Genomic DNA, 16,012 nt, shown 5'->3' with positions numbered 1-16,012 from the left:
AATTCATTTTTTAAAAAGTAGGCGGTTTTAACTTTATTATGTCTGAAAGTATTGTAGGTGTTTATGGCGACAATGTTGCAACGTGGCTTGCCTTTAAAGAGGGCAGTTGGGACGCCTATACCCAGCTTTACAATGATTATTTTAAAGTACTCAATAATTATGGGTACAAATTTACCCGCGATGTAAACATTATTGAGGATGCTATTCATGACTTGTTTATTAAACTTTGGACAAACCGGGCAGGCCTCGGCAATCCGGTGTCGGTAAAAAACTATTTATATAAATCGCTTCGCGGTATTATTTTTCGCAAAATGCAGGGGCAATCGCGTTTTGTGGATTTGGAATCAGAAACCGATTACAATTTTTCTTTCGAGATCTCATTTGATCACCAGATTATTGCCAATGAAGAGGAACGCGAGCTTCAGCATAAAATAAAAACGGTAGTAAAAACTTTGCCGGCCAGGCAGCAGGAAATCATCTACCTGCGTTTTTACGAAGGCCTGGGCTATGAGGAGATATCCGATATTATGGAAATCAACATCAACTCTACATACAAACTGCTTTACAAGGCGTTTAATAACTTGCAAGGAGCCCTGAAAACCTCGAAACTGGCCATTGTTATTGGCCTTTATACCTGTTTAGGTACCCATATTCACACAAATTAAATTAATTTTTATTTAGGAGGGATAATTCCCGTATGCTCATGTATATAAGGTTAAAATCAGAAACTTATATAGCATGGAGATTGCAAAATACGGCACTTATACCCTACAGGATTTTTTAGATGATGACGATTTTCTTCAGTTCGTTATCAACCCCACTAAAAATGATATCAACTTTTGGCAATCGGTTACAGCTATGTACCCTGCTCAAAAAGAAATTATTGACGAAGCTACCCAAATTATATTGGCTTACCGTAAGCAGGATGTTTTTACAAACGAAGCAAACCAACAAAAAGTTTGGAACCGTATTGAAGGTACATTACACGGTAAAAGGACAGTAAAACAAAAAGTATTCCGCTTAAACACCTTCTTGCGTGTAGCCGCGATGATCTTATTGGTATCATCAGTTGGAATAGCGTTCTGGATGCTGAAATACAATTCAAAGAATGAAGTAGTTACCGCTTTTGGCGAATTGCGTACCGTTACCCTGCCCGATAATTCGATAGTGATACTTAACGGTAACTCCAAATTATCATATGCCAATAACTGGGACAAAAAGGCAAGGGAAGTTTGGATCAGCGGTGAAGGTTTTTTCAGTGTAAAACATATTAATAAAGATCCCCGCCATATAAAAGCTACCGAAAGATTTATTGTGCATTGCAACGATGTTAATATCGAAGTGTTAGGCACCTCCTTTAACGTACGTAACAGACATAATAAAACCAATGTAGGCCTGGTAAGTGGTAAAATTATGCTCGAATATCTCGACCAGGCATCGCATAACAACCGGTTGCTGGTGATGAAACCGGGCGATTATGTGGAATACGCACACCGGAAGGTGGTAACCCAAAAGAAGCTTGCTGTGCCCGAGAAATTAACACAGTGGACAAACCACCAATTACTTTTTAACAATGCTACGTTATCACAAATCGGCGAGGTCATGACCGACGATTATGGATATCACATTGATTATACCGACCCGGCTATTGCCAATCTGAAAATTGAAGGAGAGATAAGTGTATCAAACGTTGACGAACTTTTGGAAACTATCTCCACTACATTATCGGTAAAGGTCACCCAAACAGACAAAAACATCACAATCACAAAAAATTAACCCCTAAACAACTCATTTATGCGAAAATTTGACTTTTCAACTTTTTTAAAATGTTGCTGTTTCTTGTTGGTGTTGCTCGGCCAGTCGGTTTACGGCTACGCTCAGCTGGCGCTTACCAGCAATAACAGGTTTCATACAAAAGCCCCTGGCTATGCCATGCAGCAGGTTGCCGAAAACAAAGTGCTGTTAAAGGACGCGCTTGAAAATATCAAAAAGCAATTCAATGTACAAATTGCTTACCAGGAAGGGTTGCTGGATAATAAATTTATACCGGTAAGCTTATTTAACAACGCCAAGCAGTTTAACCTTGATGAAAACCTGAAACAGTTACTGGCAGCTTTTCAGCTGGAATACCGAAAAATCAATGATAGCCAGATCTCTATCTACTCGATAAGAGAAACAACCGTTAATACCGCGCCGGTAGTTGCCGCTGTGTTAATAGGTAAAGTGGTTGACGAAAAAGACGGCCTGCCTGTTATTGGTGCATCGGTATATTTAAAGGCCGATCCTAAAATCGGGACTTCAACTGATGTAATGGGTAATTTTAAACTGGTGGTTCCCGATAAATTCACCGGGAAACCATTAACCTTATTGATTGCTTATATTGGTTATAATAAAGAGGAAGTTACCGTAACGGATTTAACATCGCCTGTTCAAATAAAATTGAAACAGAATAACAGCACGCTTAACGAGGTTGTGGTAACCGCACTTGGTATCAGTAAGCAAAGAAAATCATTGGGTTACTCTGTTACCGAAGTTAAAGGAGCCGAGTTTACCCAGGCCCGCGAAAATAACGTTGCCAATGCGCTTACTGGTAAAGTAGCGGGTGTAAATGCTGCAGGTTTATCAACAGGACCGGGCGGTTCAAGCCGTATAGTTATACGTGGTAATGGTGGCCTTGCCGGCGATAACCAACCCCTTTACGTAGTAAACGGTATGCCTATTGATAATAGCGTACCCGGCGGTGCACCAACCGTAAACGGTATTACCAATAACGTTGACCGCGGCGATGGTATAGCCGCTTTAAACCCTGACGACATCGAGTCCATCAGCGTATTAAAGGGAGGTACTGCGGCGGCTTTGTATGGTTCACGGGCAGCAAACGGTGTTATATTAATTACCACCAAAAAAGGAAGGGTTCAAAAAGGAGTAGGAGTTGAATATAATTCAACGGCCACTTATGATAACGTTGCAGTTTTTCCAGATTATCAATATGAATATGGCCAGGGTGATGGCGGCGTAAAACCAACAACGTTGGCCACTGCCCAGGGCACCGGCAGGCGTTCGTGGGGTGCAAAAATTGACGGTTCGACAGATTATGTTGCTGTTGATGGTAAAACACATCCTTATACTGCTCAAAAAGATAACCTTAAAAATTATTATCAAACCGGGAGTACTTACACCAATAGCCTTGCATTCCTGGGCGGCAATGAGGCCATCACATATCGTTTCTCGGCTGCCGACCTGAATAGCAAAGGTATTTTGCCGGGTACAACTTATGATCGTAAAACCTTTAACCTGGCTTTAACCAGTAAGTTAACCAATAAAATATCCATAGAAGCATTGGCGCAGTATAATATCGAAACTGGTCATAATCGCACCGGGGCCGGTGATGCATTGGGAAACCCTAACTGGACTCCGCTTGAGGTTGCAAATACCGTTGATATACGCTGGCTTAAACCAGGCTACGATGCCAACGGTAATGAGCAGGTGTGGAATGATGCCGCCATCGCTTCAAATGGTTACTTCGTGATTAATAAATTTAAAGAAGATGACGTTAAAGATCGTTTTATAGGTCAGGGGTCAGTATCGTACACACCGATAACGAACCTGATTTTCAAAGCCACCTTAAGTCGCGACTTTTTTAATTACAATTATTCAAACATACTACCAACAGGTACATTGTACGTTCCCAATGGGCAATATCAGTCGATAAAGTCAGATGTGTCTGAAACCAACGAACTGGTGACCGTATCATACAAAACAAAAATTGTAAGCGATTTTAATGGCTCGGTATTGGGCGGTGTGAACAGTCGTAAAAACATAACAAATCAACAAACCGTAAATGGTTCGCAGTTTGTTATTCCTTATTTCTACAGCTCAACCAACCTTGCCACAACGTCAACTACTCCTTATAACGCCAAAATAGTTACTAACTCGGTGTTTGGTTCGGCCGATTTTGATTACAAAAGCCTTGTATTCTTATCATTCACCGGCCGCAAGGATTGGTTTTCTACATTAAGCTCTAAAAATAACAGCATTTTTTATCCAAGTGTGGGTGGTAGCTTTATATTGTCAGATGCTGTTAAACTACCTCAGTTTTTTACCCTGGCCAAGCTGAGGGCCTCATGGGCGCAGGTAGGCGGCGGTGCTCCTGATCCTTATGTAATTAATCTTACTTATAGCAATGTTCCAAGTGCCGGGCAGCCATTACAAAATGTTACCAGTAATAACATTACCAATAGTGCGCTTAAACCTTACACCTCTACAACTACCGAAGCCGGTCTTGAATTGCAGATGCTGCAGAATCGCTTGGGCATTGATGTTACCTTATATGATCGTAAAACCACAAATGATATCGTAAATACGGCTATCTCATCAACTTCGGGTTATAATAATGTAATCCTGAATGTTGGCGAAGTGCGTAACAAGGGTATCGAAGTTGCTTTAAACGGTTCGCCTGTAAAATCAAAAGAATTTAGCTGGAACGTTAACTATAATGTTGCATATAACGACAATAAGGTAGTAAAACTTGCCCCTGGCCTGTCGACAATTCAAATGGCGACATCTGTAAACGGTTATGCGCTGTTAAACAATACAGAGGGAATGTCATTCGGCACTTTATATGGCACACATATGGTAAAAAACAGTAGCGGGCAAGTGGTATTCAATTCAACCACCGGCTTGCCTGTTCAATCGGGATATGAACCGCTTGGCAAAAGTGTTGCCCCGCTTACCATGGGCTTAACTAACGAATTCAGGTACAAGCGCTTTTCTTTGAACTTCCTGCTCGACGGTAAGTTTGGTAATAAGGTGTTCTCATTAATGGAAGTGTATGCTACCCGTTTAGGTTTAATGAAATCAACGCTGCCTGGCCGTGAAAATGGCCTGGTGTTAAATGGAGTAGACCAAACCGGAGCTGCTTATACGCGCACCGTACCGGTAAGTGGCTTACGTACATATTATGACAACTATAAAATTTATTCAGACCTGTTTACCCATGATGGAAGCTTTGTAAAACTTCGCCAGGTTATTTTGTCATATAATTTACCCGGTCTCGATCTTAAAAAGATTCATATTCAGTCGGCAAGTATTTCATTGGTATCACGTAACCTGTGGACGCTTTACAAAAAGACAAAGAATTTTGATCCCGAAGAGAGCTTCACCAACAGTAACACGCAGGGTTTTGAATCCATTGGTTTGCCGCGTACCCGCTCACTTGGTGTAAACCTGGCCGTTAAATTCTAATATCTAAAGTTGATTAAGATGAAAAGACACATATCAAAATATACTTCGTGTTTGCTGTTAATGCTTGGCATTATGGCAACACAATCATGTACTAAAAACTTCGATACGCTAAACGTAAACCCCAACGCGTCTTCAAAAGCTGTTCCTCAATATATATTTACCAAAGCTGAGTATGATGGTACGGCCCGCATGCTTGATTTATTACTGGGAACCATGCAATATACTACCAGCTTTAATGATGTTGCAGGTTTTGGCAGTAAATACGTTTTAGCTCAAAGCCAGCAGTCGTTTGCGGCGTTCGCCAATGCTTATCCTAACGAGATCAACGAATTGGTGGAAGTTATAAAGGCAGCAGGCACCGATGCATCGCAGGTTAACCTGGTTGCCGAGGCACGCATCTGGCGGGTATATTGTTTTAGCAGGCTTACCGATTTGTATGGAGATATTCCATACTCACAGGCCGGCCAGGGTTATAACAGCTCTATTTATAAACCCGCATATGATGCGCAGAAAGATATATATGCAGATATGCTGAAAGAACTTGACCAGGCTGCTACATCGCTTGACGCCAGTAAAGCAACTTTTGGCGCTGCCGATCTGATTTACGGGGGAAGCACTGATAAATGGAAAAAATTCGCCTACTCATTAATGTTAAGATGCGCTATGCGCATGACCAAGGTTGATTTAACTTCGGCGCAGTCATGGGCAACAAAAGCTATAGCCGGCGGTGTGATATTAAACGATGCCGACATTGCCAAAGTGTCGTATGTTGGGTCGGGCCAGGATATCAATAAAAATCCGTTGGCAAATGATCTTTGGAACAATGATTACATTGCTCAAAACGGAACAACCAATACCGAAGGCGGCAAATATCAGGAACCATTTATCACTTACCTGAAAGCCAATAAAGACCCGCGTTTAGGTGTTGTGTCTATAGTTTATAACGCAGGCGTTGCCGATACAACTTCATCAATACAAAAAGGCATGTCGGCTTCATTAAATGCCAAGCCGGCCGATTTTGTAACTTACTCAGAACCTAACCCTAAAACTATCCTGCTTTTAAACTCTCCCCGTTTGGTATTTACTGCTGCCGAAAGCTATTTTCTGCTTGCAGAGGCTGCCTCAAGAGGATGGTATAGCGCGACTACTGCATCGTCATTGTACGAGAGCGGCATCGCGGCATCTATGCGCCAGTGGGCTATTATTGGCGGCAGTGCGGGCGCAATAAGCGATGCCCAGATTAATACCTATATCAATTACCATAAGTTTAATTCGGCAGGTACGCTTGACCAAAAAATGGCGCAGATTTATACCCAGTTTTGGATCGGTATTTTCCCGGATGCGCAGGAGGTATTTGCTACCTACAGGCGTACGGGATATCCGGCTTTGGTGCCTAATAATTATGTAGGTAATGCCACAGGCGGCAAAATATTCCGGAGGATGTTGTACCCTATATCCGAGCAAAATCTTAATGCCGCATCCTATGCTGCTGCAATAGCGCGGCAAGGTGCCGATGAGTTCCTGACAAGGATGTGGTGGGATAAATAATGCATTCGTGTTAATAAATTGATAGATTTGGTTTAAGGAAGGGTTTGGCTGCCCTTCCTTTTTTTATTTTTAATAACGATGAGAAGATATTTTTGTTTGTTAGTGCTGGTGATATGTTGCAATGGAGCCATTGCACAAAACGACCTGGTGAAAGATGACAACGCGAGTAACTATAACCTGAACAAGCCCGAACGGGAGCTTTGGCTTAAAAATACAGGTTTGGGCCTGTTTATCCATTTTAGTATGGATGGGCAGTTGGGTGTAGTTATCAGCCACTCACTGGTAGGCGCAAGCGATGATTACGTGAACCGCTATTTTACCGAATTGCCGAAAACTTTTGATCCATCAAAATTCGACCCGCACCAAATAGCTGTTTTGGCCAAACTTGCCGGCATGAAGTATATTGTTATTACCACCAAGCACCACTCTGGCTTTTGTATGTGGGATACTAAAACTACCGGTTTTAATATTACCAACACACCCTATAAAAAAGACCTGTTAAAAGAATTTGTTGATGCCACACGTGAAGTAGGCCTGCAGGTGGGTTTTTATTTTTCGCCTGAGGATTTTAATTTTTTGCGTGATCACCATATCGCGATAAGCCGTACGGATGTTAAAATGGATGTTGCTACCCGCAAAGCCTACGACGATTATACACGGCAACAGTGCGAGGAGCTAATGACCAAATACGGCAAAATAGATGTGCTTTTTATTGATGGCGACCCCAAAGAAATTGTAAAGCAGACCTGCTGGAAATTACAACCCGATTTGCTGATCACCCGCGGGGCTATTAAAACACCCGAGCAGATTATGCCGGGGGCAATGATCAACGAACCATGGTTATCATGCATTACCATGGGTACCGCGTGGGGCTATCAGCCAACCAATGAGCGTTATAAATCGGGCAGCCAGCTGATTGGTTTATTGATAGAAGCCAGAGCGAAAGGCGGTTCGCTGTTACTGAACGTTGGCCCTAAACCTAACGGCGAACTACCTATAGAACAGGAAGAACGGTTGCGCGAAATGTCGGCATGGTATTTTATCAACCGCGAATGTATTGACGATGTACGGAGTTGGGTTGTAAGCAAAGAGAGAAATATTTGGTTTACCCAAAAAGGCGGGCATACACTTTATGCCATAGTAACCGATGCCGCCGACTGGAAGGAAGGTGCGCGTAAAACGTTCCTGATCCGTTCGGCAATTAGTATGCCCGACACCAAAATAAGCGTTTTGGGGCAAAATAGCCAGGTAATTGAATATAAAAAAGATGACGTAAGCTGCAAATATACCCAAACTACCAAAGGCTTAGAAGTATCTGTAGTGAAAGCGCAGCGTATTTATGACGATCATCGCTGGCCAAACCCCGTTGTTATTAAGTTAGATAATGTAAACCCCGCGTTTAAAGAAGCCGTTATTGTTGAAACCGGTGCTTCAGCTTTATCAAAGGGAGGAGTGATATTAAAAGGACGAATAACAAACTACAAAACTACAACAGTAAAACTGGCCCGTTTTGATTACAGGCCTTATAGTGGCCAGGTAGAAACACTTTACGCCGGCAAATGGACAGCCAGCGTCTGGGTACCTGTTAAACCCGATGGTAGCTTTGAACTTACCTTGCCTTTAAAAGGCAGTTATGAATATAAGGCCGTAGCACAACAGGAAAATGTAGAAGTGGAAGGCGAGAACAAGCTACTGAGATAAAAAGCGCCCGGTTTGATGTTTTACAAATAAACGCTAACGATTTGTAAATAATTTGAATTAAGGTGCTACTTTTATTGGCAGGGAAAATTAATCGTCCTGCAAAAGCAAGTTATGTTTAAATCGTTATTATTAACCGCCATTTCATTCGTGTTGGCTGTGCAGCTAAGCCACGCCAAGATAACATTACCATCTGTTTTTAGCGACAATATGGTTTTGCAGCAAAAAACCAAAGCTGCTATATGGGGAAAGACTGAAGCCGGAAAAAAAGTCGTTATTTCAACATCATGGTCCGGTAAAAAATATGCCACCGGCGCGGATGCCGATGGCAACTGGAAAATAAAGGTTGCAACCCCATCCTATGGCGGGCCATTTACCATTTCTATATCAGATGGGGAGGTGCTGGAACTGAAGAACGTAATGATAGGCGAAGTTTGGCTATGTTCGGGCCAGTCGAACATGGAGATGCCGGTAGCGGGCTGGGGAAAGATAAACGATTATGAAAAGGAAATGGCGGCAGCCAGCTATCCCAATATCCGCCTGTTACAGGTTGAGCGTGTAACCAGCAACATTCCGCTGGCCGATGCTAAGGTAACCAAAGGCGGCTGGGTACCCTGCACACCCGAAAACGTAGCCGAATTCTCGTCGGCAGCCTATTTTTTTGCAAGGGAGATTTATCAAAAAACCGGTATGCCCATCGGCCTCATTCATACCTCCTGGGGCGGTACCATTGCCGAGGCCTGGACAAGTGGAACAGCATTAAGAGCAATGCCTGAGTTTGTTGAGCCGGTAACTACGGTTGAAACAGAAAATAAAGAAGAAGCCCAAAAAACCTACCTGGATAAAACGCAGCAATGGCAAAACCTTATTGCCCAAAAAGATTCGGGATACAGCGATGGCAAGCCGGTTTGGCTTACGCCTGACCTGGACGTTTCAAAATGGCATGATATGGTTTTACCGGCTACGCTGGAGAAAACATTGCCCAATTTTGATGGCGTTATCTGGTTACATAAAAAAATTATTATTCCTAATGATTGGGCCGGCAAGCCTGTTAAATTAAGTTTAGGTGCGGTGGATGATGCCGATGTTACCTGGTTCAATGGCGAAAAAGCAGGCGAAACCGCCGTTTATAATACGCCAAGGATGTATACCATACCCGGTAACCTGGTTAAGGCCGGCGAAAATATTATAACTATCAGGGTGTATGATGCTACAGGCAATGGAGGCCTTTACAGTGATGCCAAATTACTTTACCTTGCCAACGATAACGGACAGCAAATCCCCCTGAATAGTGCATGGCAATACCATATAGGGCTCAACCTTAAGACCATGCCGCCTTTTCCAATGGATCCTAAAAGGCCAAACAGGCCTTCGGTATTGTTTAACGCAATGATTAACCCATTTATTCAATATGCTATTAAAGGGGTTATCTGGTATCAGGGAGAAGCAAATACAGGCAGGGCATACCAATACCGCCAGTTATTTCCCACCATGATCAACGATTGGCGTGCCAGGTGGGGCGAGGGTAATTTCCCTTTTTATTTTGTGCAGCTGGCCAATTACTACATTACCGATCCGCAGCCTTCAGCATCTGGTTGGGCCGAATTAAGGGAAGCACAACTTAAAACACTCTCGCTGCCCAACACCGGCATGGCGGTTGCCATTGATTTGGGCGGTTATGATATCCACCCCAAAAATAAACAGGAAGTTGGGCGCAGGCTGGCCTTAAATGCCCTTGGCAAAAATTATGGCGAAAAGATTGATTATTCGGGTCCTATATTTCAGAAATATGCCGTCGACAATAATAAAATAACCATTTCATTTAAATATAACAATGGCCTTAAAACAGCCGACGGCCAACCACTAAAAGGGTTTGCCATTGCCGGCGCTGACCAAAAATTTTATTGGGCCGATGCTGTAATTGTTGGCGATAAAGTTGTAGTGAGCAGTACACAGGTAAGTAACCCGGTAGCCGTTAGATATGCCTGGGGAATTAACCCGGTATGTAATTTGTACAACGCTGCAGGTCTGCCTGCGTCGCCGTTCCGCACGGATGAATGGCCGGGTGTTACCTTAAATAAGAAGTAGTTTAGGAGCAGGGCTACCCATATAAAGTGGGTTAACATAACTTAACACATTTTAAGTACTTTATAGTATAAGCATTTGACAGTCATTAGCTTATGCTTTTTTCATGGTTAACACTAAACTGATGTTTTACACAACTTAAGCATACCCAAATGTTTGTACCTGTTGCCAGCCAAAACAAGTTCGGAAATGACCTGGATTTTTTAACTGGGATTGGTAAATAGATCCCTCGTACCTACCCATGGCATGTTATAAATAACCCCTTTGTCATTCTGAGCGGTAAAATCCGCGGATTCTGAAGGAGAATGACATTCAAAAATAAAAGACTGTCATCCTGAGGAACGAAGGATCTACTCGCGAACTTTATTGGCGGTTATGCATGGCGTACAATAGATCCTTCGCTATCGCTCAGGATGACAGAAAATGAAACTTGTCATGGGTAACGGAGTGAAAAATCTGTCAATCGACATGCATCGCCGACGGACAAGTTCGCGAATAGATCCTTCACTACGGGATGACAATCCTCTTATTGTGTGTTATTTCCCGTTAAGAATTTTGCAAAATTTTATCATTCAGGATGACAGGAAAATTGGATAGGTCACGGGGAGCCTGTCAAAGGATAGCGGGCAAAGGCCTCATATTTACACATCTTTTCAAAAAGGTACGAAAAAATTATTACCTAAAATTTGTTTCGTACGAAAATATTCCTACCTTTGAATTGTTATGAGTGAAACACAACAAAACAAGCAACTGGAACCTACAAAATCCGAACTGGAAATATTGCAGGTTTTATGGGAAAAAGGCCCGTCGACAGTTCGTGCGGTTAATGATGAGTTGCTAAAGCAAAAAGAGGTAAATTATACAACCACGCTAAAGCTGATGCAGATTATGGCCGATAAAGGTATCCTTAACCGGGACGAAAGCCAGATGAAGCATATTTACAGCGTGGCCGAAGAGGAGCAAAAAACCAAGTCGCATTTGCTGGATAAGTTTGTTGATTCGATGTACAAAGGATCGGCAAGTAAACTGGTGATGCAGTTACTGGGCAACAAAAAAACAAGCGACCAGGAATTACAGGAGATCAAAGAAATTTTAAGAAAACTGGAGGAATAAACCATGACTTACCTGAATGAATTACTGCCCCGGGGCTTCACCGCAGCCTTGAGTTACACGCTGCTGCACTCGTTGTGGCAGGGCGTTATACTTGCTGTAATCACCAGCCTTATATTGGTGTTTACCCGCAGGCAAACAGCGGCAAAACGCTACACGTTAATGGTAGGCGCGCTGATGTTGTTTGCTTTAACGGCCATAGGTACGTTCATTTGGGAAATTAACCAAACAGCAGCAGGGAAAATATCGCCGGCCAGCTATTCTGCAAATAATCAAACACCACATCTGCCTGTTTTGGGGGTAGCCGGGTTTGCGCAAGATTCGGTAATTGATAAGGGTATAAACTATGTGAACACCCATGCCCAACTGATAGCTTTAATATGGTTTTTGGTGGTTTTTGCGCGCGGTCTCCAGCTATTGGCCGGGCTACAGGGTCTGCATCATTTGCGGCGCAGGTCTGTTTTTACAGTTGATGAATATTGGCAAAAGCGCGTTGCCTTGTTGTCGCAGAAACTGGGGATAAAGCAAATAATAGGTATTGCAGAATCGGGCATAGCAAAAGTACCTATGGTGATTGGCCACTTGAAACCATTGATCCTGCTCCCTGTTGGTTTGCTAACTGCCCTGCCGCCCGCCGAAGTTGAGGCTATCCTGGTACATGAGTTGGCCCATATTCGCCGGCGGGATTATTTGATAAACCTGTTACAAAGCTTCATCGAGATCATTTTCTTTTTTAACCCGGCCGTGCTATGGCTGTCGGCCCTGATCCGTACCGAGCGGGAAAACTGCTGCGATGACATAGCTGTACTGGAAACAAGCAGCAAGGTAAACTACATCAGGGCCCTGGTAAGCTGCCAGGAGTTCCAGCTGTCGGCACCGGCCTACGCCATGGCTTTCCCCGGCAAGCGCGATCAGTTGATTAACCGGGTTAAACGTATGGCGTCGGGTAATAACCACAGCCTTAATATTCGCGAACGCTCTGTTTTGGCCGTGTTATTATTAAGCGCCGGTTTGCTCACCATGGCTTTCAGCAATGTCAAAAGGATTGATAAAATGCTGGTTAATACAGGTAAAACAGTATCGCATGCGGTTGTTTCTGTTAAAAAAGAGTTGTTTCATGATACATCATCTCATCATGCTGATTTAAAACCAGGTGACGTAAACAAAGAAGCAAAAATAACTCATGCAGCATCTTTAAAGGCAACTGCCCCGATTTCGGCAGATACGCCTGCTAAAGCAAAACCATTGGATACCCTAAAAAGTAAATTAGGCAGATTGCATGGTGGTCTTGGAACGCTAAGCAAACTTGATGAACAAAAGGAATTGGCAAAAGCCGATTCTATTAACCAAAGCAGAACGCAAAATACAAAACCAACCGCGCCTGCACAAAACGCTTATAGTTATGGCAGCAAGCCCTATAATAAACAAGACTATAAGTCAGTGTACAAAGCCGACTATAAACCTTACCATGCGCCAACCGAACCAAGTATAGGCGAGGTGGTGACTGCCGAATTGAAAAAGGACGGGCTTATTGATGCTGATGCTCCTAAGGTTTCCTTTAAACTTAGCCAAAGTGAAATGATCATCAACGGTGTAAAACAGCCAGATGATGTTTTTCAGAAATACAAGAAAAAGTATGTGCCCGTTACCGGCAAAAACCAATGGACCTTGTATAATAATTACGATACCGATACCAAAGCAACCACCACCGATAAGCCCTAAATTATTCTGACTGCATGAATTTTAACCCGCCCTCAACAGGTGAACGGGAATTGCCATGCCCAAAATTTGAAAAATATTTAAGATTAAATAACAGATCAACCTAAAAGAAACCTCCTAATACCTATCAATATGAAATTAAAAATTGCAGCTATTTTGGCCGCCTGGCTTTCTATTGCCTCAACTTTGGTAAGTGCCCAAAATTTGATAACGATAACAGGTAAAATTAAAAGCACCGACGCCAAATCGCTGGATGGTGCTACAGTTTACCTATATAAGTTTACGGATTCAGCACTGGTAAAAACAGGTGTGGCAGACGCTATGGGGATTTATATCTTGAAAAATGTAAAAGCCGGACAGTATAAGATGGCCGTTAGCATGATAGGGTATCAAAACTATAAAAGCGCACCTTTTACGTTTGAAAAAGATATGGTGCTGCCGGATATTATTTTGCAGCTTGCCGGTAAAGAATTGAAAGAGGTAGCGGTTGTAGCCCAAAAGCAATTGGTTGAGCACAAAATTGACAGGACGGTAGTAAACGTAGATGCCATGATTGGTAATGGCGGCAACACGGCTATGGATGTGCTTGATAAATCGCCGGGCGTAATCGTCGACCAGAATGGCGGTATCAGCCTTAACGGCAGCGGCAGCGTTAAAATTTATATCGACGATAAGCCTACCTACTTATCGGGGACAGATCTGCAAAACTACCTGCGCTCGTTACCCGCATCAACTATCGACCAGGTTGAACTAATGACCAACCCGCCGGCTAAATACGATGCCGCCGGGAATGGCGGAGTAATCAACATCCGCATAAAAAGGAATAAAGCAAAAGGCTTTAACGGTGGGCTTAACATGAATTATACCCAGGGCAAGTACGGCAAAACCATCAACAGTTTTAACTTTAATTTCAGGGACAACAAAATTAATGTATTCGGCAACCTGGCTTATAGCACCTCTAATTCGTTTAACGACCTGGTTATTAACAGGTACTTTTTAAACGATGATGGCAGCCCTGCTTCCAATTTTTTGCAGCACTCATTTATCCGCAGGCAAACAAAAAACCTAAACCTGAGGCTTGGGGCCGATTATTACGTATCTGATAAAACTACAATCGGCATAAATATATTCGGCTTATTAAATCCCGGCGATATCAATACCCGTAATACCAGCAAATTGCTTGATGCCGCCAACGTTTTAGATTCGACTATTGTGGCCGATAATAAGGAGCATATTAACTTTAAGAACGGCAATGTAAACCTTAATTACCGCCATCAGTATAACAAAAAAGGGCAGGAGCTTACAGTCGACCTTGATTATTTGAACTACGATAACAGCACAAAGCAATCGTTTTTAAATACCGGGTATTTACCGGATGGAACAGTGATAAGCAACGACCTGCTCACAGGGAACCTGCCCGAAAATATTCACATCTACTCGGCCAAAACAGATTATACACACCCTTTAACTAATGGCGTTAAACTGGAGGCCGGGCTTAAAATCAGTAATACACAAACGGATAATATTGCCAACTACTTTTATACCATCAACAATGTAACCAACCCCGATTATGGTAAAACCAATCACTTTATTTACAAGGAACAAATAAACGCCGCATATATTAATACAAGTAAAGATTGGAAACGATTTTCGGCGCAGGCCGGGTTAAGGTTTGAAAATACCACATCAAACGGACACCAGTTGGGCAATGTGCAAAAATCCGATTCGACGTTTAAGCGAAATTATAATGGTTTGTTTCCAACTGTTTACCTGCAATATAAGCTGGATACAGCAGGCAGCCAAAGCATAAGCCTGAATTATGGACGACGGATTGACAGGCCGTATTACGAGGATTTAAATCCATTTTTGTCGCCCTTGGATAAGTTTACTTATTATACCGGTAATCCATTCCTTAAGCCATCATATACCAACAACATTGAGTTAGCCTATAACTGGAAAAACGTTACAGTAACCCTAAACTACAGCAACACGCAGGACGATGTGAATGAGACTATCGAGATTGTAAATGGTATTTATTATAGCCGGCCCGGCAATTTAGGCAGTATAACGGTAAAGGGCATAGCAGCCGATGCCGGTTTCGATCTTGCCAAATGGCTTAATTTTCACATATATTCAAGGGTTTCCAATATCCACTCGGTAAGCGAGTTTTATACCGGCACGCTAAACACGCAGGGAACATACTTTTTTGTAAGGCCGGTATTCAAGTTTAAACTACCGCATGATTGGACAACCCAATTGGATGGTGGTTATCAAAGCAGAGTTACTAACGCCCAGTTTGTAACAACCAGCAGGGGGCGTGTTAATGCATCTGTATCTAAAAAGTTTTCGCCGTCCTTTACCGTCAGCCTGGTGGCCAATGATATTTTTTACACTTTTAATGGCGGCGGCGTTATTAATAACCTGGCAAATACCCGCGCCAACTGGACAAACCTTGGCGATAGCCGCAACTTAGCATTATCGTTAAGTTATCGTTTTGGCAAAACAATTTCCGGTTTGCGTAAGCATGATGCAAACGGTGCCGAAAGTGAGCAAAACAGGGTGAAAAACTGATTAAAGAATTAAACCCCGGCTAATTCGCCGGGGCTTA

Annotated in this window: 9 protein-coding genes; all 9 read left to right on the top strand. The window is 42.8% G+C overall.

What is annotated here, in order from left to right:
- Positions 1-38 precede the first annotated feature (38 nt).
- The 9 genes from ACFGVS_RS05585 to ACFGVS_RS05545 all read left to right on the top strand — a co-directional run bounded on the left by ACFGVS_RS05585 (position 39) and on the right by ACFGVS_RS05545 (position 15,975).
- Positions 39-665, top strand: coding sequence for an RNA polymerase sigma factor (locus ACFGVS_RS05585; protein WP_439697808.1), 627 nt, complete (start codon positions 39-41; stop codon positions 663-665).
- A 73-nt stretch (positions 666-738) separates the two neighbouring features.
- Positions 739-1,776 carry a FecR family protein gene (locus ACFGVS_RS05580; RefSeq protein ID WP_439697807.1) on the top strand — a complete coding sequence of 346 codons (1,038 nt, stop codon included), beginning with the start codon at positions 739-741 and terminating at the stop codon, positions 1,774-1,776.
- 18 nt (positions 1,777-1,794) lie between these two features.
- A complete protein-coding gene (locus ACFGVS_RS05575; RefSeq protein WP_439697806.1) occupies positions 1,795-5,244 on the top strand; it encodes a SusC/RagA family TonB-linked outer membrane protein in 3,450 nt (1,149 codons plus the stop codon).
- 18 nt (positions 5,245-5,262) lie between these two features.
- Positions 5,263-6,792: a SusD/RagB family nutrient-binding outer membrane lipoprotein gene (locus ACFGVS_RS05570; RefSeq protein WP_274213617.1), complete on the top strand. Its 1,530-nt coding sequence runs from the start codon at positions 5,263-5,265 to the stop codon at positions 6,790-6,792.
- 78 nt (positions 6,793-6,870) lie between these two features.
- Positions 6,871-8,493, top strand: coding sequence for an alpha-L-fucosidase (locus tag ACFGVS_RS05565; protein ID WP_439697805.1), 1,623 nt, complete (start codon positions 6,871-6,873; stop codon positions 8,491-8,493).
- 111 nt (positions 8,494-8,604) lie between these two features.
- Complete coding sequence (locus ACFGVS_RS05560; RefSeq protein WP_439697804.1) at positions 8,605-10,578, top strand: sialate O-acetylesterase; 1,974 nt, start codon at positions 8,605-8,607, stop codon at positions 10,576-10,578.
- 720 nt (positions 10,579-11,298) lie between these two features.
- Entirely contained in the window at positions 11,299-11,688 is a 390-nt protein-coding gene (locus tag ACFGVS_RS05555) for a BlaI/MecI/CopY family transcriptional regulator (RefSeq protein WP_147052007.1), read from the top strand.
- 3 nt (positions 11,689-11,691) lie between these two features.
- The gene (locus tag ACFGVS_RS05550) at positions 11,692-13,407 is read left to right on the top strand and encodes a M56 family metallopeptidase (RefSeq protein WP_439697803.1); all 1,716 of its coding nucleotides are present in this window, start codon (positions 11,692-11,694) and stop codon (positions 13,405-13,407) included.
- A 129-nt stretch (positions 13,408-13,536) separates the two neighbouring features.
- Positions 13,537-15,975: an outer membrane beta-barrel protein gene (locus ACFGVS_RS05545; RefSeq protein ID WP_439697802.1), complete on the top strand. Its 2,439-nt coding sequence runs from the start codon at positions 13,537-13,539 to the stop codon at positions 15,973-15,975.
- Positions 15,976-16,012: the final 37 nt, after the last annotated feature.

The organism is Mucilaginibacter sediminis (assembly GCF_051903035.1).
Taxonomy (GTDB): Bacteria; Bacteroidota; Bacteroidia; order Sphingobacteriales; family Sphingobacteriaceae; genus Mucilaginibacter.
Note: the sequence above shows the minus strand (reverse complement) of the source record. Positions and strands in the feature narration are given on the sequence as shown.